This window comes from Desulfoplanes sp. PS50, from assembly GCF_053851535.1.
Genome location: NZ_JBSPZA010000018.1, coordinates 9,953 through 34,015, shown reverse-complemented (window position 1 = coordinate 34,015; position 24,063 = coordinate 9,953). Strand labels below are relative to the sequence as shown.

At 52.6% G+C, this 24,063-nt stretch carries 12 protein-coding genes; 1 reads left to right on the top strand and 11 read right to left on the bottom strand.

The window, feature by feature from the left end; translation table 11 throughout:
- Window positions 1–300: 300 nt before the first annotated feature.
- The 7 genes from ACTVJH_RS09315 to ACTVJH_RS09285 all read right to left on the bottom strand — a co-directional run bounded on the left by ACTVJH_RS09315 (window position 301) and on the right by ACTVJH_RS09285 (window position 12,452).
- Window positions 301–2,175 carry a FecR domain-containing protein gene (locus tag ACTVJH_RS09315; protein WP_455989690.1) on the bottom strand — a complete coding sequence of 625 codons (1,875 nt, stop codon included), beginning with the start codon at window positions 2,173–2,175 and terminating at the stop codon, window positions 301–303.
- Window positions 2,176–2,189: 14 nt separating this feature from the next.
- On the bottom strand, window positions 2,190–4,484 hold the full coding sequence (locus tag ACTVJH_RS09310; protein ID WP_455989688.1) for a CHASE2 domain-containing protein: 2,295 nt from the start codon (window positions 4,482–4,484) through the stop codon (window positions 2,190–2,192).
- Between the two features lie 116 nt (window positions 4,485–4,600).
- Window positions 4,601–5,914, bottom strand: a complete 1,314-nt coding sequence (locus tag ACTVJH_RS09305) for a nucleotide sugar dehydrogenase (protein ID WP_455989686.1) — start codon at window positions 5,912–5,914, stop codon at window positions 4,601–4,603.
- Window positions 5,915–6,019: 105 nt separating this feature from the next.
- The gene (locus ACTVJH_RS09300) at window positions 6,020–6,808 is read right to left on the bottom strand and encodes a tyrosine-protein phosphatase (RefSeq protein ID WP_455989684.1); all 789 of its coding nucleotides are present in this window, start codon (window positions 6,806–6,808) and stop codon (window positions 6,020–6,022) included.
- Window positions 6,808–9,075, bottom strand: coding sequence for a GumC family protein (locus tag ACTVJH_RS09295; RefSeq protein WP_455989682.1), 2,268 nt, complete (start codon window positions 9,073–9,075; stop codon window positions 6,808–6,810). Before ACTVJH_RS09295 ends, ACTVJH_RS09300 begins: the two co-directional genes overlap by 1 nt.
- Before the next feature lie 189 nt (window positions 9,076–9,264).
- Window positions 9,265–10,314, bottom strand: a complete 1,050-nt coding sequence (locus ACTVJH_RS09290) for a polysaccharide biosynthesis/export family protein (RefSeq protein WP_455989680.1) — start codon at window positions 10,312–10,314, stop codon at window positions 9,265–9,267.
- Between the two features lie 932 nt (window positions 10,315–11,246).
- Window positions 11,247–12,452, bottom strand: coding sequence for an outer membrane beta-barrel protein (locus ACTVJH_RS09285; RefSeq protein ID WP_455989678.1), 1,206 nt, complete (start codon window positions 12,450–12,452; stop codon window positions 11,247–11,249).
- Window positions 12,453–12,676: 224 nt separating this feature from the next.
- On the opposite strand from ACTVJH_RS09285, the gene ACTVJH_RS09280 reads away from it, so the two are divergent.
- The gene (locus ACTVJH_RS09280; protein ID WP_455989676.1) at window positions 12,677–13,429 is read left to right on the top strand and encodes a hypothetical protein; all 753 of its coding nucleotides are present in this window, start codon (window positions 12,677–12,679) and stop codon (window positions 13,427–13,429) included.
- 51 nt (window positions 13,430–13,480) lie between these two features.
- On the opposite strand, the gene ACTVJH_RS09275 is transcribed toward ACTVJH_RS09280, so the two are convergent.
- The 4 genes from ACTVJH_RS09275 to recC all read right to left on the bottom strand — a co-directional run bounded on the left by ACTVJH_RS09275 (window position 13,481) and on the right by recC (window position 24,062).
- Window positions 13,481–14,494 (bottom strand): hypothetical protein, encoded by a 1,014-nt coding sequence (locus ACTVJH_RS09275; RefSeq protein ID WP_455989674.1) that lies wholly within the window; start codon window positions 14,492–14,494, stop codon window positions 13,481–13,483.
- A gap of 436 nt (window positions 14,495–14,930) precedes the next feature.
- Window positions 14,931–16,796, bottom strand: coding sequence for an exodeoxyribonuclease V subunit alpha (gene recD, locus ACTVJH_RS09270; protein ID WP_455989672.1), 1,866 nt, complete (start codon window positions 16,794–16,796; stop codon window positions 14,931–14,933).
- A 322-nt stretch (window positions 16,797–17,118) separates the two neighbouring features.
- Window positions 17,119–20,784 (bottom strand): exodeoxyribonuclease V subunit beta, encoded by a 3,666-nt coding sequence (gene recB / locus ACTVJH_RS09265; RefSeq protein ID WP_455989670.1) that lies wholly within the window; start codon window positions 20,782–20,784, stop codon window positions 17,119–17,121.
- A complete protein-coding gene (gene recC, locus ACTVJH_RS09260) occupies window positions 20,781–24,062 on the bottom strand; it encodes an exodeoxyribonuclease V subunit gamma (RefSeq protein ID WP_455989668.1) in 3,282 nt (1,093 codons plus the stop codon). The genes recB and recC overlap by 4 nt, the downstream gene beginning before the upstream one ends.
- Between the last annotated feature and the right edge of the window lies 1 nt (window position 24,063).

The following is a 24,063-nucleotide window of genomic DNA, read 5'->3' as shown; positions in this document are numbered from 1 at the left end:
TACCATGCAATCAAAATGTTATCATCCAGTGGAAAACATGAAACCGGATGTCTCATCAAACACTTAAAATTTTCCTGTGCGAATGCGCATGTGTATAAAAAAACCTGTAACTTCAACGGGGTAGGAGGACAAACGATCCCTTATGACTCAATAGATACTCATAAAAAATACTTTGTAACGCAATAAGCGGACGCTTAATACCCCCTGTGAAGGTACATTAAACGTCCGCTTACATGCTATCCATTCGATTTTTACGAAACACTACAAGCCAAATACAACCAAGTCTCTTGTATTTTTCCCTCACGCAGAGGGACTTGTAGGCGTTTCATATTCATCGCCATCATCATCGTCATCAAAATCATCGTCAAAGTCAGGGGTTTCAGGATCTTGCGGCCCCTCTATCTGCTCGTTCGGGTCAGCCTCGTTTTGAACCCCTTCTTCTAGCTTTTCATCAGCATCGTCTGCGTCTTCTGCGGCTTCCTGCTGCTGCTTTTGCATTTCAAGATCAGTCTCGATCCGTTCTACTTCCGGGATCACTGTTTCTTCGATGGCATCGAGATTACTCTGGGCCTGCTGCTGGGCGGCCTGTGCGCTTTCGAGGTCATTTTCCGCCAGGGCGGTCTGAGAGGATGCTATGATCGCATCGACCAACCCTTCAGCTTGACCGGCTTCCTGAACAAGCTGCTCAACAGCTTCCCTGGAAGCATTAGGTATGGTCTCGGTCGTTGCAGCAACCGCATAGGTCTTTGAAACGGTCTCGCTGGTTTTGGAGGCAGCTGCAGCGCCCCGTAAAACATTGAGGGCCACGGCTTGTTCGGTGGCATCATCAGAGGACGCCTTCTGGCCGGCTTGCTGGGCAAGGGTCAAAACTTCATTCGCTTTTTCAGCCTGCCTTAACGCGCTCTGAGCATACAAACCAGCGCGTTGTATGGATGCATCATCCCCACCGGCAACAGTGGCACCAGAAGCCACAAGGGCTGTAGCGGCATTTTTAAAGGCTGAAGACGTCGAAGTCGCAATCTGCAACGACAAGCCAGCGGCTTCCTGTTCTGCCTGGGTAAGTTTGCCGCCAGCCAATTCTAAACTCGCCTTTTCTATCAGACTCAGGTGCCCTTTCATGGCCTCGCTGAGTTGGTCGAAGCGCTGCTCGGATTCTTGTATGCGATTGACGTTTTCCGGGGGATCAAGTCGAAAAGTCGCCTCTACCCCCTGGGCGGTCAATTCCGCCCCGCTTCCTTCGGTTTGCAATCGGTTTTGTCCAACGGTTCCGATCAGTACGGTGATGGTTTCCGGTTGCGCAACAGCCCCGGATGCAGCGATCTCTGCCTGAGCCCTTTGAATCGCATTCATGGTTTCGGCTATCTCTCCCTGCCTGTTTTGAAGTCCCTGTCTGGCATTCTGGGCAGAAGTTACATATCCCCTGGCGGGAAGTGCCACATCCGGATCAGGATGACTGCTAAGAAGGCTTCCCTCCGCCTCGATCTGATCAACAGAACGTTGCTGGCTCACGATGCCGAGTTGAAAACGGCGTGCGCTGGCCTGTAAAGCCTGGGGGGTGTCAGGACCTGCAGGTTGCAGATCACGCTCCTGGCTTCTTGCTTCCCTGGCCGCCCGTTCAGCATCAAGTGACAATTGTTGAACCCTGGAGCGTGTGGCCCAGGCAGGATCAGACTCGGGCAGGGGATCATCCTGGTTGAGATCACCTATCTTATCGCTTGTACCTTCAGTCTGGCGAAACCAGGTTTGGTCCCTTCCATCGGTAACAACGTCAGCCTTGGAACCCCGCAACGCAGCCACGGCCGTGGGGCTGACAAGGGTCGTCTTGCGGGTCGGATCATGCTGTTGTTCATATTTGGCCTTGCCCACCAGGAGCCTGAGTCGGCGATCGACGTGGCGATCCGTGTCCATGGTCCGCTGGACCACGGTCACGTTGGAATAGGTGCCAATATCCATTTTGCTCTCATCGTCAAAAACAAGGGTTGCCGACCCCTTCTGGGTAACCACCTTGTCACCGGAGTGGATACGCAGCCCCTTGACCGGAGCCACCCCCCATTTTCCCTTGTTTTTTATGATAACCTTCCCGGAAAATGAACTCAAAACGGCTATTGACTGGGTATCTGCCAAGGCAATCGAAGGAATAAGCAGCAACAGCATGAACACCAATCGAACGACCATTCCGGACTCCCCTGTTACTTGTTGGTGTGAACATGAACCCCTTTCCAGGCAGAATCAGGAGGATTCTTTTTGAAACTGACGCATCTATCCATAAAAACTTTTGAAGGACAATGACTGTCATACAATTGTTTTTCAATTTCAAAAGCTTGGCCAAAAGCTGCAAGGGCTGCGTCCCAGTTGCGGGCTGTATACTCCTTGAAACCACGATTGAACCATACAATCATGTGTTCTATTTGTAGATTTTTTTGAGAATAAAAGTCAATAACCTCATAAATGGCCACAGGTCGACTCATCCCGACAACGACCACGTGATCAAGCATGCGCACATAGAACATGTCCTTGACCTGTTTTTCGACGCCGTTCCCGTCCCTAAGAGGTGCATGCATGGTGTGCTCGCTTGCGAGAATGCACACCCCGTACTCCTTGCACAACGATTCCAGCCGGGCAGCCAGATTGACCGCGTCTCCCATCATGGTGTAGTTCATCCTTGTACTGCTGCCCACGTTGCCTACAACTATCTCCCCGGAATTGATACCGATCCGCATCGACATTTCGTGAACACAAAAGGGCCATTTGTAGTTTTCATGCCATCTGTTTTCACAAACCTGCTTCGTATTCCTGTCACAATAGGTCAGATCGTATTCCTGCTTCCATTTTTCTCGCAGCTTTTTCAATTTTTTCTGCATCTTGACCGCAGTACAGACCGCTTTATAGGCATGATCCGGCAGGTTATGCGGGGCACCAAAAAAGGCCACAATGGCATCACCTTCGTATTTATCCAGGCACCCTTTTTCACTGATGAGAATATCAGTCATTTCAGAATAATACTCATTCAAAAGCTCCACAAGCTGACGGGGACTAAGTATCTCCGAAAAAACGGTAAAATCTTCGATGTCTGTAAAAAAGGCTGTGATGTCTCGCTGCTCCCCGCCGAGTTCCGGTTTTTTGTTGTTTTTGTACAGATCGTTGATCACATCTTCCGAAATATAGCTCGAGAAAGTGGCGTGCAAAAACCTTCTGCTTTGTTCTTCGCTTAAAAATCGGTAGGTTGTGAGAAGCAGGTAGGTCCCGATGATCGCTAAAAACGTATAGGTATAATCAACGATCATGTTATGGGTGACAAAGAAATAATAGACAGACAGAAACGAGATCCCCACAAGGGATATGCAAACCAAAAAATGATACATGGGCCGCAACGCATAGATGGCCCAGAAAACAAGCATGGCGACAACGATCAGGGAACAATCTATAAAAAGAGCATTCCACTTGGCATGGACGAAAAAATCATCATGTAACATGTTTTCAACGACTGTGGCCTGCTTTTCAACCCCTCGAAAGGTGGGATCAAAGACAGTGGCCCACAAATCCTCCATCCCTGCAGCCGCTCCCCCTATGAGAACGATCTTTTCGCGTAACATCTCGGGGGCAATCTTTTTTTCAAGAATATCGATCACGGAATAGGAATCAATGGTTCCACTGGGCCCGTAAAAATTCAGATAGGCAAATCCTTTTCTGGTCAATCCGACCCGCTTGTCCCCACAGACGATTTCCCGGTTATCAAGAATCAGATCTTCTTGAGAAATCCCTAGATACTCCTGACATATCTTGAGCGCGAGGGGCGCATAAAAAAGACCGTCATGAGCTATGACCATGCGCTCCTTGCGGATGAATCCGTCGTCATCGATGAGGGTATTGACAAAACCAAGGTATTTTGAACTGTGGGCCAAACGAGGAATGGGAAGGATGGTGTACGGGTAGGATCGGGGCTGGAGCGGACTTTTCTGTTCATAGGTTGACGAACCATAGGCACTTGCCAAGAGGGTCTCGGGCGGGCCGCTACAATGACCATGGGTGGTAGCGGTATCCACAAAGGCCATTGCCAGCACAACCTTGCCAAATTGCTGCAACGATGACGCGAAGACCTGATCCGGATCAGACAAGGCCCTGGCCTGCATCAAGCGATCAAAGAACATCTGACTTTCAGGGTTGTCGGTCAAAAGAACCTGCTGCATGTACTCGTTTATCAGATCATCAACAACGGTTGTTGCTGGTTTGACTTCGGATTCAGCAAAAAGGACATCAAAACCAAGGACCTTTACCTGAGCCTCACGCAGCGTGTCCACTAAAACGGCCAAGATTTCCCGCGACCATGGCCAGCGTCCCAGGGCCTCGATACTCTTCTCATCGATCAGGGCAATGACCACGCTTCCCGGAGGCCTTTGCACCCCTCGCAATTCCATGCGCAGATCAAGGCTCTTGTTTTCCAGAAAGGCAATGATTCGTGGCTGGGGGACAAGCGATGCCATCATTGCAAGCAATCCGACAAGCAGTACGGTCATCAGGCCAGGCCAATAATATCTTTTCATCATCGTCCCCGCATGAAAATCCCAAGATCAGCCCTTCATGTGCAATGGATCTCTCACCCCTACAAGCGCCACACCTCGAGACCTTGATCTCTGGCCTTCTTACGATCGAGAATTCCCTTGATATCGGCCACAACGACTTTTTTTTCATTTTTGAACATGGCCGTTAGATCATCGAGCCCAAGTTTCTTATAGGCGTCATGGGCCACGGCAATGATCAATCCGTCAAGGTTTCTCAAATCCTCTCCAGTCTGCAGGTTGATCCCGTATGCCTGCATGGCCTCCGAAGCATCGGCATAGGGATCGTGAACCAGGACCTCGCACCCGAACTCTTTAAGTTCGGCAATGATATCCGTAACCCGGGTATTTCTGAGATCTGGACAGTTTTCCTTGAAAGTCAGTCCCATGACCCCGACACGGGCCCCCTTGATGGTGCAGGCGGAATGGATCATCTTCTTGACCATGGTCTGGGCCACATAGGCGCCCATGGAGTCATTGATCCGCCGGCCCGAAAGAATGACCTGGGGATGATACCCGAGTTCCTCGGCCTTGAAGGTCAGGTAATAGGGATCGACCCCGATGCAGTGCCCCCCCACGAGACCGGGCCTGAAGGGCAGAAAATTCCATTTGGTCCCTGCGGCCTCGAGCACCTCGAGGGTATCGATACCCATCATGGCAAAGATATGGGAGAGTTCGTTCATGAGCGCGATGTTCAGATCGCGCTGGGTGTTCTCGATGACCTTGGCTGCCTCGGCCACCTTGATGGAAGAGGCCAGGTGCGTTCCGGCCGTGACCACTGTTTCGTAAAATCTTCCGAGCAAATCGGCGATCTCAGGCGTCTGGCCGGCAACGATCTTGGTGATGGTCTGCAGGGTATGCACCTTGTCACCGGGATTGATCCGTTCAGGCGAGTAGCCGAGAAAAAAATCCCTGCCGCACACCAGCCCGGATTCCTTCTCAAGAATCGGCCCGCAGATGTCTTCGGTCACCCCGGGATACACCGTGGACTCATAGACAACAATGCTTCCCTTGCCCAGATGTTTTCCGACCACGGTTGAGGCACCGACAACCGGGGTGAGATCGGGACGCCGGTTCTTGTCAATGGGCGTGGGTACGGCCACCACGATCACCCCGGCCCGCTCGATGGCCGTGGGATCCGAGGTGAACTCCATATCTGCCTGCTGCAAACGCTCGTTATCGACCTCGAGGGTTCGGTCCTTTCCGGCCCTGAGCTCGCCAACCCGGCCTGCATTGATATCAAAACCGATGACATCAAAATGCTCGGCAAAGGCCACGGCAAGGGGCAGACCGACATAGCCCAGTCCGATAACGGCCACAGCTGTCTTTTTTTCGGTAAGATCAGAATAAGTGAACATAGAGGATACAGGGGTTAGAGGAAAAAGCGAGGTAGGTTGTTAGTACCTTACTCGTGAAAGTCTGCCATAAAAAAAATAAAAACAGGTAATTGCCCACTTCCAGGCCTACTTGCCCCACAACTTCCAGAACCTCTTCTTTTTCTGGAGGAGTTTGTGGGGAAGAGGAATTTCCGGCAGCGATTCGCCCATGGCCAAGGCCCTTGGGATATCACGAAAGAGTCGCTGAAATCCGGGATCATCACGAAGAAGGCTGTCAACCACCTGGAGGGCGGCAGACAGCCTGGGAGGACGACTTCTCGGTGAATGGGCATCGCTTGCAACTATATGGGCCGCCCGCGCCCGGATCAAGAGATGGGACGTCTTTTCCGGTTGTGGGCCAAAATCACCGAGCACGCTCATGGCCGTGACCTGAACAAGACAACCCATCTCCACAAGATCGAGGGCGAGCTGGGGATCGTTTTGCACCCCCTGGTTGCGTTCGGCATGGGCCAAAACAGGGGTTATGCCGGCGAGCTTCAAGGCAAAAATCTCATCCCGGATATGATCGGGAAGGATTTGCGCGGGAGCCTCGATCAAAAGGGCCTTGCCGTAATTTCCATAGGTACACAAAGTCCCTTGGGCGACACCGCTGCAGAGATCTCTGTGCAGATGAACCTCGGTCCCTGCAAAAAGCTCAAGCTCGATCTTATGACGCCTGATCTCGCCGGCGAGATCTAAAACGGCTGCCACCACCGCATCCTTGGGATTGGTGTACAGACCATTGGCATGGTGAGGCGTAGCCACGATGCCCCGGGTGCCGTCGTCGACCGCCTGGGCGCACATGGCCAGTGAGTCATCCAGGCTCCTTGGTCCATCGTCAATACCGGGAAGAATATGGCAATGGGTGTCGTACATCAGGAATATTCGCCATACACCTTGGTCGAACGTTTCTTGCGCTTGTTCTTTTTCTTCTTGGCCCCGTCATCTCCGTAATAATAGTAATAATACTGGTAGTAATAATAGCTGTCCTTGCCGATATTCACCCCGTTCAAAACAGCACCCAATATCTTGGCCTTGACAGAGCGCAGGCTGTCGAGACCGTTGACAACGACGTCCTTGGCGGTCTCTCCGGCACGGACAACGAGGACGACCCCGTCCACCACATTGGAAAGCATGGTAGAATCGGTTACAGCGGTCACCGGAGGGGAATCGATGATAATGCGATCATAATGCTTGCGAAGGGTTTCGATAAGCTTTTGCATTCTCAGCGAGCCAAGCAATTCCGAGGGATTGGGAGGTACTGGCCCCGAGGGAATGACATCGAGATTTTTGATCTCTGTATGCTGGATAAGACTTGCATGGTCCTGACTGCCTGCAAGGATGTTGGAAATGCCGTTTTCACGATCGATCTTCATGACCCGGTGCAGACGGGGACGCCGCAAGTCACAATCGATGAGAATGACCTTGGAACCGAATTGAGCCATGGTCGTGGCCAGATTGGCCGAGGTAAGCGTCTTACCCTCCCCTGGGCCTGCGCTTGTAATCATGAGCACCTGGGGGGGATTTCCGGCCGATGAAAAAAGCAGACTGGTTCGAAGCCCCCGGTAGGCTTCACTGGCCGTTGATTTGGGCATATTGTAGGCTATGATTTCAGGATACGCGCTCCCGGTCTGATCGAACTCGAATTCAGGTACAGGTGCAAGGTACGGAATCTTCAAAAGTTTCTTGACGTCATCAGGGGTCTTGATGGTGTTGTCGAGGTATTCGAGAAAAAAGGCCAGTCCCACTCCAAGGGTCAGACCCACAATGAGGCCAAGCAAGAGGTTGAGTTTCTTCTTGGGTTTGACAGCTGTATCAGGAATCTCGGCCCTGTCGATGATGCGGATATTACCGGCCTTGATATCCTCGGTGAGCGAAGCTTCCTTGAAACGCTTGATCAAAAGTTCGTACATTTCCCGCGAATTCTCGGCTTCACGCTGCAAGACGCCGAATTCGATCGATTTCTTATTCAGTTCAAGGGCTTCTTTCTTGAGCTTGCCCAGGGATACCTTCAGAGACTGCTCACGAGCGAGTGCGACTTCATATTCACTTTTAAGGGAGTTGATCACCTTGCGGATTTCAATGGTCCGGCGTTTTTCAAGAGTCTGCAGTTCAGCTTTCACCGCTATGATCTGAGGATGTCTCGAACCGTATTTCTTGGATAATTCCGAGAGTCTTTTGGAAAGCTCGACCTCGCTTTGCTTGATGGACCTGATGAGTTCGCTATTCAAGATTTCAGGTATGGAATCGACCATTCCCCCCTGTTTGAGCAATCGATTGGTCTGCTCATAGCGTGTCTGCGCCTCGACCCTTTTTGCCTCCGCCTCGATCACCTGGGAATTGAGTTCAGCAAGTTTCTGAGCGGTTATGTTTTCATTGTCTGAAGAAAATCCAGTGATAATGGAGTTTTCTTCCTTGTAGCGCTGCAATTTCAACTCGGCCTGCTCAACCTTGGCCCGTTCTTCCTGAATGCGCTCATCAAGCCATGAGACCGCATTCTGTACCGCGTCCAGCTTGTTCTCGAGATTCTGTTCAATATAGGCCTGTGCAATGGCATTGGCGATCTTGGCTGCCATACGCGGATCCTTGGCGTCAAAGCTCACCTTGACAAGCCGGCTGTTGCGTATCGGCTCAACCGTTACCCGGGCGGTAAAGGCATCGACCAGGGCGAGGTCTGAATCGATTTCTTCAGTCGCGAGCTTGTCATCTGTAACCAATAAATCATTAACAAACTTTTTCCACGAAGTGATCGTATCCCTGATGCTTTGTTTGGTTGTGGAGATGAAGTCATCTTTGGGCTTGGGATTGAATTCCTCGCTTTCAGCCAGATTGAGTTTGGAAATGACCTTTCTGGCAAGGGACCGGCTTTCAATGATCTTATATTGTGTCTGATAATAATCGGTCCCGGACGAATCAACGGCCATGATCTCCTGAATGGAAAGAACATTGGGATTGTCCTTTTCAATGATCACCGTTGCCGTGCCTCTGTAAATGGGCGTGGACGTGAAAGTGTAAATACCCACGGAGACGACGATCAAAAAGAAACAGGCAATGATCGTCCAGCGGCGCTTGTACATGACACGCAAATAATCACGCAGATGGATTTCTTCGATCAGGGAAGATTGGCTTTCTTGTTGATTCATGGAAGTCGGCATACAAGGTTACCAGGAAGGTTGAAGTTTGATTTTTTGTACCACAGCCCACTCGGACGAAGCGGGTTCAAAAAAAGCAGGGAGCATGCGAAGTATTTTGCCACCTGAAAGGAGCTGGTATCAAAGCAGACAGCGCCTGGAGTTGTAACCCCAAACGCTGCCTGTAACGTTGGTCCGTGCTTAAAAATAGCTCTCAGGTACCACAATGACATCATTGGGCTTTAGGACAATATCCTCGCCCTTTTTGCCCTCCTCAGTGATCATGTCCACATTGACCGTGTACTTTTTGTCGACACCATCCTCGGTGCGGATAATATGCACCCGATTGGCAGCGGCAATGCGCGTGAACCCGCCTGCCATACCGATGGCCTCGACAATGCCGATATCACGATCCTTGAGGATGTAATCCCCGGGTTCGTTGACCTGGCCGATAACGAAAATCTTGTCTGCCTTGGGAATATTGATGATGTCCTTGTTCTTGAGCAAAAGATTGGACACCGGATCGCTTCCCTGCAGAAGAAGTCGCAAATTGATGTCGATGATGAACTTCTTATCCTGCCCATCGACCTCCTGGACCCTCAAGATATTGATGCGATTGGCTCCCTCGGCAAAATCGACTCCTCCGGCACGGGAGATAAGATCAAGAACTGTCTCTTCTTCATGCAGAAAATAGGTTCCGGGTTCCTCGATGGAGCCCATGACCAAGACTTTTTTGCTCAAAAACTCCTGCACCTTGACCCCGACATGGGGGTTGATGAGATATTGCTGTTCTGTCAGCTTGTCGGAGATGAGCTGTTCGATCTGTGCGGTAGTCTTGCCGGCAACCGAAAGGGTACCGATCAAGGGAAAATTGATGCACCCGTCAGAAGTAACCCGGATGGATTCCCGGGACAGGTCCTTTTCCTCATAGACCAAAACGCTTAGTACATCATTACCGCCAACACGATATTCCCTTGAAACGCCCCTTTTGCCTTCAGGAGAAGCTGCGTACTCGCGGGCGGTTAGACGGGTTGCCCCCTGGGCGACCATGGAAAGCTGAGGATCGACTTCTTCCTGACGGCTTTTCTTGAAATCCTGAATCCTTTGCAGCTCAGTTTCGTCCAGCGTCGTGGAAAGCTCGTCTTCGACATTTGCCGGCTGCGACTCGACCCGAACAACCTGTCCGCTACCTGCAACGCACCCTGAAACCAAAAGGACAAAACCCAAAAATACCAATACCTGCTTCATCATCGTTCCTTGATAGTTAGCAAGCGGTCGTATCACGCAGACCGCGATCAACCGCTACCTGAACTGTATCGAATAGATTCAACCAACACCCAATTTTCCCTCGACTATCCGAACAGAGTGAAACCTGTGCTGATTTCTCATGCAACCAAGGTCAAACATCCTCTATTTTTCTTCAAACATCAAGTCTGAAACATCTAGGTACAGGGCTGATTTGTTCTCATGGCCGGCTTGCCCCATTCCGGGCGCTTTGAAACTCCCTCGCGGGCCTCGTACCATCAAGCCGTTGCTCCATAAGAGCATGGTTTTTCGGCAAAAAGTCCGGCAACGGCTTGATGAACGATGCCTGGCTCGGTCAGACAGTCAAACCGCCCGGAATGGGGCAAGCCGGCCACTCTATTCCAGGTACTTGGACAAGAACAAATTTGCCTTGCACCTAGGTAGGCGACTTCCGCCACTCTTGAGTACCTTACTCGTGAAAGTCTGCCATAAAAAACAAGAAAATTTTATAACCGCTTGAACTTAAAACTTAAAACCTAAAACCTAAAACTGCGGCTTGGCCGCATTAGTACCTTACTCGCGAAAGTCTGCTATAAAAAAACAAGAAAATTCCATAACTGCTTGAACTTAAAACTTAAAACCTAAAACGTAAAACTGCGGCCTGGCCGCATGAGCCGGTTCCACGCGCAAGACGGCAGTCAAAACCATGGCTACGAACCAGGTACCCATCACGACAAAGCCTATCCTCTCGAGGATAGGCTTTGTCGTGGATGACGGACAGGTCGATACCCCTCCTATCTCGCCAGTAGTATAAAAGAATCATGCAGGATTCGATGCATTCTTTAGTATCTTACTCAGAAGATTCTGTTAAAGAAAAATCTATAACCCTCTGAACTTAAAACCTAAAACCTAAAACTTAAAACTGCGGCTTGGCCGCATTAGAAACGTGCGCCTACGTTGAAGCTGCAGATATGGTCGGTGTAGTCGTCATTCTTCTTCCAGCCGGCGCTGTTTGACTTGTCCCTGTAATTGTAGGCGATACCCGCCCCGAGCCATTCATTGAAATCGTAGTTCAGCCCGATTTTGGCGTTATAAATATCGACATCGTTATCGTCTTTAGCATCATAATCAAAGGTATCAAGGGTGTAGTCGAAATCACCAACAACCTTCAACTGATCGGTTATGCCCTGGTCGAAACCGATGCCGACCTTGGTGTGCTCGTATCCGCTCGACTCACCATTGGTGTCATCCTTGTCTTCACGAATCAGCCTGAACCGAAGGCTTGTTTTCTGAAAAAGCTGGTAGGCAAGCCTGGTTTCCGCGATCCAGGAACTGTCGTCGTCGTAATCGTTGCCGTTATTGTCCTTGTCGTTGTCATAGTCCTTGTAGCCCCAACCAAGCTTCAGATCACCGGTGATCTTGGCTGTGGCGTCCCAGTGCAGACCGACAAAAACACGATGATACGTGGAGTCCTGCGAGGTGTTGTCATCGTAATTCTCGTTATTGTCTGAAATACTTTCCTGTTCGGTATATTTTGTAAACGTGGCCCGGTATTCAAACAATGCAGAGGTCTTGGGCATGAACTTGTAATACCCGATGATGCCCGGGGAATGTTCCATCCGGTCCTTGTGTTTGTCACTAAAAGAATGAAATTCCTTTATATAATTCTTGTAATAGACCTCGGTCCGAATGCGGTCACTGAATTCAAATCCCAGACCAAGTTTGGCATCGTTGGTCCAGCGCTTGGTGATGTCACCATCGTTGGAGTAGGCATCATCATCGTCATAAGGATCGGATGACTGGTTGAATCTTTCAGAGAACAGGGCATAGAACCCGATGGGTGATTTGTATCCGGCCGTGGCCAGAACATTGTGCTTCCAGTAGTTGTTCTTGTCGTATTCGCTATACCGGACATTCACGGCATCATAGCCGATACGCAGATAGTTGTCCTTGTCACGCGTGTAATCAAGCCCCAATCCCGCACCGATGTGATGCAGGTAATCACTTTTTTCATCATCTTTTGTCTGATAGATATTTGATTCCCACTCGCCTTTGTAATTCACACGAGGCAAAACCTTGATCTGTCCGATCTGAATATTTCCAGCCGCCAAAACATTTTGGGCCAGAAAAACCGCACCGATCATGCAGATCATCGTAAAAAGCAATTCTGAACGCCGACGAACCATAACAATCCCCCTTGATAAATGCTGAACGTATAATTGCGAACAAAGCGTTATATGAGATAAACGCATGCTTGGTCAAATGTAACTATCTTTGACAAACATCTTCCAGGTTACTATGCGTATCGATATGAAGAGATGTACGAAAAGAAATTCTTCACACGAACCCCTAACAAGCAACCATTGTCATGAAAAAACTTACAACAAGAATACTTTATTTGTTTGCATTCGTTTGTATAGCCTGGAGCATGTCCATCTCGTTTAAGCACGCTGCGAGTCAGGCTCACTGCTCGACCAAACGAAATTCTACATTGAAACGAATCAAACAACCTGAAAAACAATCCATTAAACGAGCCATTGAACTCAGCCCGCACAACGGGGTATTTCACTACAAGCTTGCCCGAGCCATCGGTTCTCAAGAGGCGCTCTTAGACAAGCACCGTGCAGCCCTGGAAAAAGCCCTTGCCCTCAATCCCCTTGAAGGCAGATGGTGGAGGCGACTGGGCAGCACCTACGCGACTCTTGGATACCAAAAGCCCTCAGTACGCAACCGCTTCTATGGACAGGCGGGCATGGCCTTTACAATGGCCGCCCATTTGCGACCCAGAGACGGTGAGACCCTGTTTCAAAGTGCAAAATACTGGATGTGGCGCAGCAAAACACCTATTGCAGAATCACCACAACCCCTTACCCACCCCTTGGCAAACATTTTCAACTCGTTACCCAAGAAGCGATCAGATTCTCTTAATCTTTCAAAGACCCTTTTTCATCACAGCCTGGCCCTTAGTGGGAGAAACTGGAAAAAGGCACTTTCCTACACAGCCAGGCTTTATCCTGATAGTTCGACAATGCTCTCTGTCATACCGCCCGAGAATGCAAAACTTCGAACCCGTGCAGCAAACTGGATCACGACATGGCTGAAACAACAAACAACAAACTGATCAAGAAGCGGCTGAAAGCCGGTTGCCGGCTTTCAGCCACAGAGCAAATCATTATGCAGCCGGCGAAGCGGGATCGTCGTAATCCTCATCCTCTTCCTCATCATCAGCGTCATCGGTAGGTGGCAGACCTGGATCTTCCGCGGCTTCTTCAGCCTCTGGCGCCTCTTCGACAGCCTCGGGCTCGACAGCAGCCCCTTCCTCTGCGCCCTGGGATGCGGCTTCAGCCACAGCCTCAGCGTCGATTCCAGCATCTTCGGCAGCCTGTGCTGCCCCTTCGGTAGCCCCGGCGCTGGCGGTGGCGGCGACACTCTCTACAGTTTCCGCACTGGCTCCGGCATTTGCAGCACCCTGGCTGGCCCCCTGGGTAGCCCCGGAAGCAGCAGCCTGACTGACAGCCGCAGCATCCTGGCCTGTAGTTGCTGCGGCGGCAACCGCACCCTGAGTAGCGCCTGCTGCAGCAGCCTGACTGACAGCTGCGGCTGCAGCCTCGCCCTGGGTGGCCACAGCGGCTTCAACAGCCCCCTGACTGGCCCCGGAGGCAGCAGCCTGGGAAACAGCTGCAACATCCTGTCCTGCAGCTGCCGCGGCTTCAACCGCGCCCTGGCTGGCACCTTGAGAAGCGGCCCGGGCAGCTGCAGCAGTGTCCTGTCCTGTAGCTGCGGCAGCTTCAACAGCACCCTTACTGGCTCCCAGAGAAGCGGCCTTGGCGGCTGCAGCAGTATCCTGCCCGGCTGCAGAGGCGGCCTGAACAGCACCTCTGGTTGCACCTGAGGAAGCTGCGGCTGCAACATCTGACTGCTGGCCTGCCGGGGCATTCTGCATGGCCTCGGCCACCAATGCCGCCACCACTTCGGTCTGCTCGGCAGCAGTAAGTCCTGCCTGGGCCATCACTCCCTGTTCAACCAATTGTTGAAGGGCAACCGTGTTACCGGCCCGTGCCGCAGCTGCAACAGCAACTTTTGATTGGTTCAGTGCGGCATCGTCTATAGCCGCCAAACCTGTTCCTGAGCATAAAAACACGAGCGCAAGTACGAACGCTATGCCTGACAACACCTTTGTTTTCATGGAGCCCTCCGTCTGAAAAACGTGAAATGAGATGAAATGACTTTTAATTGTTATTCGCATGAGCAGTCAATCAAATAAAAAAAAGTTTGTTAAAAAAATTATTAGACTAAAAACAAGTCATTTTCAAGACAAAATAATCAATTGGACCATTCTCTTTTAGGCAAGCCAACATATTAAAACAATATAATAAATTCTAAAAAAACATACGGATTTCTGCCCATTGGTGGCCCCTCGCGAAGGGTCAGACTTCTTCAAGCAGGAAAAGCTGCTGACAGCCGTCAAGATGAAAACGAGATGCGGCCTGCTTACTCTCGATAATGCCTGCAGACGGGAAAAACCTTTTTCAAGATAGAGGCACGTGTGGCATACTCGCTGCCAATACATTGGTATGACCATTTTGCACCGTAACCATCCACCTGCATGTGACACTTTTCACTCACATCAAACCGTGAAGTCTCTCCCCCAACCCCGATCCCCGTTCAATCCCGCGGCCTACAGCCCGGGCAAAGATTTCGGGGTCACCGATCAGGGTGACCTTTTGTCTGGCCCGGGTGATGGCGGTGTAGAGAAGTTCCCTTGTCAGCACGGGGAGGTCTGTTTCAGGGAGCACCAAGAGGACGTGGTCGAACTCGGAACCCTGGCTCTTGTGCACGGTCATGGCAAAGGCGGGTTCATATGGCGGGAGGCGTACCGGGGCGATGGAGCGCATGCCGCCCTTGTCCGGGTCCGGGAAGTGGATGCGGGGCCGTTTTTCGTCATCAAGGGCAACGAGTCCGATATCGCCATTGTAGAGGCGGACCGCATAGTCATTGGCAGCAACCATGACCAAAAGTCCGTCGGGCCAGGGAATGCGGGCTTCCATGACCGCATGGGTTTCAAGGAACTTCCTGACCATGCGGTTCAAATTGACGGTACCGCGCATACCCTCACGGACCGGAGAGAGGATTCTGAATCGCTGCAGATGATCATACCTTGTCATGACGTCGTGCGAGGCAAAGGCAGGCAGAAACCCCTCCTCGACCATGGATTTGACAGCCTCTGACAGGTCGTTTGCGTTTCGGGTGTTGATCCAGGAGATGTCGGACAGTTGCGATGTGAGGACAGTGAGAGCCCCGGCAGCGTCACCATCTCGCACAGCAAGACTTAGACGCTTGATCCCGCTTTTTTCGCCGAAACGGTAGCTTTTTGTGAGCGGTACGACCGCATCCACAAGCCCTGTTCCTTGACCCTGCCGGGGAAGCGGTTCTTTTGGATTGTTTCCCGGGCCGACGGTTCGGGCATAATCACGGACAAAGGAGGATGAAAACACCTCCAGCCGATCCCGCCCACAGATGTCTCCCAGCACGGCCCCGGCCTCAACCGACGCGAGCTGATCCCTGTCGCCCAAAAGAATGAGTCGTGCATGAGTCGGCAGGGCCTGAACCGTCTTGGCCATGAGCGGAAGATCGACCATGGAAACCTCGTCAAGGACAAGGAGATCGATGTTGAGTGGGTTGTCCCGGTCGTGCCGGAATCGGGGACTTCCGGCAATCCACCCCAAGAGGCGATGCAGGGTCACGGCCGAGGTGGGCATGCGCTCGACCACATCTTCGGGCAGATCGAGACGCTTTCCTATCCCCTGCAACGACTCTCCAAGACGCGCTGCCGCCTTGCCCGTGGGTGCGGCCAGGGCGATACGCACAGGCTCCCTGGTCTGCTCGAGAATCAGGGCGAGAATCTTGGCCACCGTGGTCGTCTTGCCGGTGCCCGGCCCCCCGGAGATGACGCACAGTCTTTTGGTCACTGCGGCAAATCCGGCCACCTTCTGCCAGAACCCGCCGTTTTCCGTGTCCGGAAAATACCTGTTCAACCCCCGCCCCAACAACGCGCCATCGATGCCCACGACCCGGTCCCGAGCCAATCGAACGAGATCGGATGCCAAATCGTTTTCATAATCAAAATAGCGCTTCATGTACAAACGGGACCCGTCGAGAATAAGCGGCAGATCCTCGCCCGGCAGACCGACCACGGGCGAATACCGCAGTTTCTCTGCCCACGCTTTTGTATCCGGCAAAACGATCCCGTGATCTTCAAGCGCACGCGTCAGAGCGGGATCGACCGCCGAGATATCGAGACAGATATTCCCCTGTCCGGTATGACGACTGAGCAGGGCCGTACTGAGCGCGAGCAGGGAATCATCCACGTTCTCCAGCCGACAGACAAAAGAAGCCAGATGGATATCAAGAGCCGAAAACAAACCGGTTTGTTTCAGACGAACCACGAAATTGGAAAAAACAACGAGTTGAGACCGATCAGTTGTCATACCTTCATTCCCAGACCCAAGAACGAAAACATCCCTGGAAGTAAAAATTGATACACGAAAAATGACGCTGCTGATCACTGATCAGCAAAAGCTGTCGAATCCCAAAAAACAGGTCTCCCTTTTCTGAAACTATCCTGTCGAACCCTGAAAAATTTGTCCCTTTTCCGGATCTTTTCCCTGCGCACTGCGCACTGCGTACTGTGTACTACGGGGCACTGCGTACTGCGCACTGTGGGGGCACTGCGGACTACTGCGCCCCTATTCCTTCTTTTTTGAAAGTGTCTCAACATCTTTCCTGACACAGGGAGAAAGCCCCCTGCCTTTACCCGATCAGATAATCCGACAATTCCCGAATAAATCCGGGTTCGGGTTTCTCCCGGTAGATTCCGTATTCTGGACCCAGTTTCGCGTTCACCCCGCGCAGGAAGACATAGATGATGCCGCCGAAATCGCGTTCGTACGCATAGGTTTGTGGAAGACGCATTTGCAAATAGCCATCCAGGGCCACGGCATAGATGTGTGACTGGAAGAAGTACATGTGTTCGGCCATGGCCTTTGTCAGATGGTCCTGGCTGTAGTGGTTGAAATCATTGCCCAGATGGTTGGACTTCCAGTCAAGGAGATACCATTTGCCCTGGTATCTGAAGACCAGGTCGATGAATCCGAGCATGAATCCCTGTCTTTGGGAAAAACGCAGCCCGTCCATGCGGGCGGGAAAGGATTCAGGCAGGGTGTGTCCCCACTTTCTGTACAGATCATTCAATCCATGAGAACTCACCTCTTTCAAAGGGTAGTGAAATTCCATTTCCGGCAGGGCGTTACCTATCTCACTTAAAGAAAATCCATACCCGAGATCCGCGCTGATCACTTCCTGCATGGCCGCAGTCACAACCGGGGTCCATTTTTCCTCCATGCCGTAACGCTGGAGTTTTTCCCGAATCAATGGTGCCGATGCTTCCGGATCCCTAGACGTGAAATCGAGATGCTCAAGGACGTCATGGAGCATGGTTCCAGGTCCCGCGCCTTTGGGAAAAGAAAAAAACGAATCCTCTTGCCTCTCGCCGATCTCCCACGAGGGTTCCACAGGTTCGTCAAAACCGGGCCGGGCCGTATGCTCCTTTCCCCTGACCAGGGAGGAAAAGCTGGAGATCCCAAACCGCTGTTCAATGGTCCTCGAAAATGCAGGCAGTTCGAGGCGCGCGCGCAGTCTCACGTCCGAACAAACCGCGGATTTCCCGGCTGCTTCAGGCATGGGGTACACGCTGCATTCTTTGATCTCGTGTTCGAGTTTTCCAAGCTCCTCGAACATTTGCCCGTTGTCGATCCCTTTCCAGGTATCGACAAGTTCCCTAAGCTCGAAGTTTTCACCTGGCCGATATCCCGAAAAAAGATAGGCCATGGCGGAAGACTCCCCCGAGCCGATCCTGCCGCACGCCAGATAGCACCTCGACTCGGCCCGTGTCAGGGCCACATAGGCAAGACGCATGTTTTCGGCCAGGGCCTCCCGGGATGCAATCTCTTTGCGCTTGGGTGATGCGGGATCGCTCATATCCAGCAGACTGGTTGTGCTGGTCTGATCATGAATCAGGACCTTGGAGTCTTTTCGCTCCCCTTCGAAGAGAAACGGGCAAAAAACAACCGGATACTGCAGCCCCTTGCTCTTGTGGATAGTCACGATCTGCACGGCCAGCTCGTCGCTTTCAAGCCGAAGCTGATGTTCTTCGTTCGTGTCGTCGTCACGACTGCAATGGTCGGCAAACCAGGTCAGCAGACCGGACATATTCAGCCCATGCTCCTGCTCGGCCGTGTGCAGAATCTCCATGAGGTGGAGGACATTGGTCAGCATGCGCTCTCCCGCCTGCATGCCGAGAAGACGGGGACGGACTTCAAAGGTGGTCATCAGGACCGAAAAAAAACCCATGAACCCCCGAGTGACCCAAAGGGCTCGCATGGCGATACAATCCGTCAGAATCCGGTCCCACTCTTCTTCATCATCCTGCAACGCGTCGATCATGAGCGCATCGAACCCAAGCATCCGGGTGGACAGGGCGGATTTGACCCGGGAAGGTGTCCCGCATTCGACAATCCCGTCCATGACACGGAGCATTTCCCGGGCCTCGTCGGTATGAAAGACATTGCCGCTTCCCGCGATGACACCGGGAAGATCGCACTTCTCAAGGGCATGCTTGACAGTGACGGCCTGTTTGTTGGTTCGTACCAGAACGGCCAGATGTCTGGGTTCGACAGGCTCCTGGTCCGTTCCCACGGTGACAAGTCCCAGCCGTCCCATGCGCACGAGACGGGAGGCCTCGGCAGCGATCCCCTCTGCCAGACGCTGTACCGCGGTTTCCTTGGGGATTTCCGCTTTGCTGTTCGGGGCCAGGGTTTCCTTGTCCAGAAACCAGAGATGCAAGGGGCTTTCTGCGGCCCGGATGAAGGCCTGTGCGAGATCCTGTCGATCCGGGAACTCGCTTGAAAAAAAGTCTTCCATCCCGGCGTGTACATTGAGACGGCCCCGGGGTTTGGGAGCCGGACGCACAGATTCAAATCCGATTTCCTGAAACACGAAAGGAAGGGTCATCCGGCAGAATACATGGTTGACCGCATGCAGAAGTCCTGGCTCGGAGCGCCAGTTGGTATCCATGGTATAGACGCGGTCGACCCGATTTGCAGCCTGCATGTACGTGAAGATGTCGGCCCCGCGGAACCCGTAGATGGCCTGCTTGGGATCGCCGATAAGAAAGAGGATGTGCGAGGGGGTCGAAAAGAGGGTCGAAAAAATGTCGTACTGGACTGGATCGGTATCCTGAAATTCGTCGATGAGTGCGGCCGCATATGTGGACCTGACAACATCCTGCAACACAGTGTTCCCGTCCCTGAGCACGTTTCTGACCCGAAGAAGCATGTCATCGTACCCGTAGACATTGTTCTTTTGTTTGCGTGCGGCCAATTCGCGGGCCAGGTAGGCGGCAAATCCGACCTTGAGGGAGACGATCCGATCCGTGAACCCTTTTTCGAGTTCAACGTGTGCCGCTCCAAGATGGTCACAGGCCTCGAAAAAAGGATGTTCAGGAGGCTCCATTCGTACCTTGCATCCTTTTCCGGGAACCAGAAAGGACCGGGTCACCAGCTCGAACTTTTCCGGCAGGGCCAGGGTCGGCTCTTCAGAAAAAAGGATCTCAAGACCCCGAACCAGCTTGGGGACAGCAGATTTCACGTTGTACGATTGCCGTTTCAGGGATGAGTGCTTGTAAAGGATTTCCCGAACCTCTTCCCTGCTTTGCTCCCATATTGCACGCGCATCCTTGAATCTGCTGCTGTATATATCCTCGAGTTTGCGGGTATCCGGCGCGTCCCCCTGGGGTTCGATCACGGTTTTTTGATAATTGACAAGGGTCTGGGCCAGCGAACAAAGTATCCTCAAGGAGAATTTTTTTTCATTGCCCAGAAGATATTTTGCAAACAGGGGCGATACTCCCAGGCAATGCATTCGCCAGTAATCCTCGGCAATACCATGTATCAATCCCGACTGATCGGTGATGATCTCGGCGTCAAAGGTCTCCTGGCTTTCAAAGGCATTTTCAGTGAGCACCCGCTGGCAGAATCCGTGGATGGTGAAGACCGCGGCCTCGTCAAAACTCTGCAGGGCGAGTGTCAGTCTGTTCAGGGCGAGATCCTGTTCACCAGTGGTTCGAACCCGTGCGACAAGCTCCCGCAAAAACGGTTCTTCGCTTTGTTCATCCGCCTGCAGGGACAACGATGCGTCCCGTAAGCGTCCCCTGATCCGATCCCTGAGTTCGGCAGTTGCCGCCTTGGTGTAGGTGACCACTAAAATCTGCTGCACGGTCAGTCCCTGTTCAAGGATCAATCGCAGATACAATGCGGCAATGGCATAGGTCTTTCCGGTCCCGGCGCTGGCCTCGATGAGATTGGTCTTTTCCAGGACCACGGTGGAGATGTCGAGTGTCTCGGCCTTCATTCTGGTCATCCTTCCTTGCTCACAGTATCCACCACGGGTCCGAATACCGAGGTCGCCAACTCCTCAAAACGCTCGTCAAGGGCGTCCACATCGCGAAAACAGAGGGAAAAATACGCATCATCTTTTTCACTGGGCGAATAATCCGATCCCAGCCATTTTTCCCTGGCCTTTGCGCGGGCCCGAAAAATACCCTTTGCGCTTTCCACCGCAAAAACATGGGATGCGGTCGGAAAAAACCGAAGACACTCATGCTGCCCCTGATCAAACAGGGTCAGCAAACCTTCGAGAATGGGCCGGGCATCGTCCAGGGGATCAAAACGCCATATCCCGTCCCTGGCAACCATCCAGGTCGTGCGCATTGTTATGGACGGCGCGAGAAGCTGCACCACGAGGTGCTTGATCCAGACGCTTAAAAAATCCTTGGCCTTGGCCTTGGCAAACCGTCCGAGCACCTGTCCGTTTGAAAAGACATCACCAAGTACGGCCTGAATATCATGATTTTTACAGACAATGGTCCCGGATAAGGGTTCAAGCCTGTTTTCCCCGCCGGTAATCGTTTCCATGCCCGCCTGCATGGCCGCCACATCACGGTACAATCCTTCGAACTCCTGCCGTCCCATATTTCCCGGAGGGAGCACATTGGTTCCCCGGGCCCGGACATAGGCATGCTCCAGCACAGCCTGATCCGCATGTATCAGGTCCTGCCCCATCAAATAACTGACAAGAGAATCGAGACGCTCCAACGGCTCCACATCCCGCACGCCTTCCTGCGTTGTGCCAAGGGTAATGCCCAGACGATTTGTAACCAGGAATCTGGCCGGATTTTTCCAGAATCCGATAAACGCATCCAGGCTGAGGTCGCGATCAGGCGCATCCGACTGACCGAGATCGCCCTGAATAAAGGGAGAGGATATCCTGGGCTCAAGCAGTTGTATCGCGCCCTGCAAATTGTCGGCAACATAACTGGTAAGCGGCGAAGCAGCATCGAAATAGGAGGGATGAAACCCCTGCAACCGGTGTTTGACGGTCAATTGGTGTGAAAGTTTTCCCTGTTTTACGGGATAGTAGCTGTCCAGATACTCCATGACCTCGCTTAAAAGCACACTTGGGGGAAGACTCGCATTATCCCGCACGTCCTGGCCCAGATACGAAAAATATATTTCCTCCCGGGCAGAGATAAGGGCCTCCAAAAAAAGATACCTGTCGTCCATGCGCAGCGAACGATCGCCCTTGCGCATGGACGCGCGAATGAGATCGAACCCGGGAGAGCGGTCCTGACGGGGAAACGCCCCATCGGAAAGACCGACCAGGCAGACAATTTTAAAGGGAATACTGCGCATGGGCTGCAAGGTGCAAAAACTCACCCCGCCGGAAAGAAAACGGCCCCCCGAAGCAGTATCACCAAAGGCCCCCTTGAGCAGATACCGGACCGTTGAAAAATCCAGATCCCCTGTAAACCCGCTCGCTTCAGCCCTGGCAAACACATCTTCGATCCCGGTAACCAGTTCCAAAAGCCCCTCTTCGAGGCCCTCCCCGGCCTGCATCAGATCATTCATCAGCCTCGTGAGATCCTCCCGCCAGGCTTCTGCTAAACGGGGATGCTCCAGATTGCCGACATGAGCGAACAGAACACGCACAAACTCCACAAACCGCCCAAGAACCTCGGCCTGCCCCCCCTCGATCAGATCAAAGGGAACAATCACGCCCCCCCCCGTCTCCCTTCTCCCGTCTCCCTTCTCCCGTCTCCCTTCTTCCGTCTCCCACATCCCCCCCGGCATCATCACCCCGAGAAGCATGCGCTCAATCCCGGAAACCCAGGTGTTCTCACGATAACCGGGCAGACCGAGCTTCTGCTTGAATTCTCCATCCACGGCCCAATTGATCCCGGCCGCAGCCACCCATTCACGGATTGCGTTTACATCGTCCTCATCAAGTCCTGCTTTTTCCCTGAAAAGAAAGACGTCAAGCAGGGAGAGGACCGCAGAGGCTTCAAACCGGGAAGCTGTCAGATCGAGAACCTGAAACAATCCTCTGACCGCAGGATGCTCCTCTTCCCTGGTCTGATCGGCGATATGAAAGGGGATAAACGTTTTTTCATCCCTGCGTGCCCCGAACACGGCCTGGATATAGGGGGCATAGGCACCGATATCCGGACACATGACCACGATATCCTCAGGACCCAGATCCTCGCGGTGCTGCAGCCGATCGAGCAGATGATCGTGCAAGGCCTCCATTTCCCGCATGGGGCTGTGGCAGGAGGCGATACGCACGGAATCATCGATCACAAACTCCCCGCGGCCCCTTTCCGGTGGATTTTCCATGCGCAGCATATCGCCCTGGACCTCGCGTAACAGCGTATCATTGCCGGGATCTGTAAAAACCTGCTCATCCTGCTCAAGTAACGAATGAACAATGAGCAGATCCTGAAAATCCCTTCCCAGTCGTCCGAGAGAAGCGAGCAGGTCGTTACCTGTTTCAAGCGGTTCTGCCCCACCCGCATGTTCCGGGCTTAAAGCACGACGCGCCTTTTCCTTGCGGGGGACGATATCCGCCCAGTACTCCCTGCAGGGGCTCAAAAGATAGAGATCAACGGGAATGTGCCTGCCCAACTCGCGGAGGATGTCCAGATACATGGGGGGAAGGCTGGAGATGCCGAAAATGGCAATCCGGTGGGGAAATCCCATAGGCAGGGTATCCACCGAGGCAAGACGATCCAGGAAGCGCCGGGTCAAGGCGGCCCGGTGGCTGGTCGAACCGAGGCGGCGAGTCAATTCCCGCCACAGGGATGCCTGCCAGACCTCGTGCGCGGCATCCTTGAACACGGTTTCACCCCGCTCCCAGGCATGGATCATCTCCGGTCGAAAGATAAGATACTGGTCGAAATGATAGGCGATCTTTTCGGCCAGCTGGTACATTTTAAGACCCCGGCCGTCGCTCAGATACCCGGCAACCGGCCCCCCGTGGGAGTGTTCGGCAAACCCGGGCAGGATATCCATGAGTTCCCAGTTCATCTTCTCCTTGGCAAAGGGATACTCCAGGGGAGTGTCCTCGAGCAGCATCCGGAAAAGGTCATAAAAAAAGACCACTGGAAACCGAAAGCTCATGTTGGCGCAGATATTCCAGCGCGTGGCCAGCTCCAGGGAAAGATACCTGGCCATTCCCTGGCTCTGGACAATGACGCACTCCGGCTCGAGGGGATCGTCCAGAGGACGACCCATGTTCGCGGCCAGACGATCCACTAGATCCTCGAGCCGATTGCCAAGAATGGTTCTGCATCCGGGTTGCATG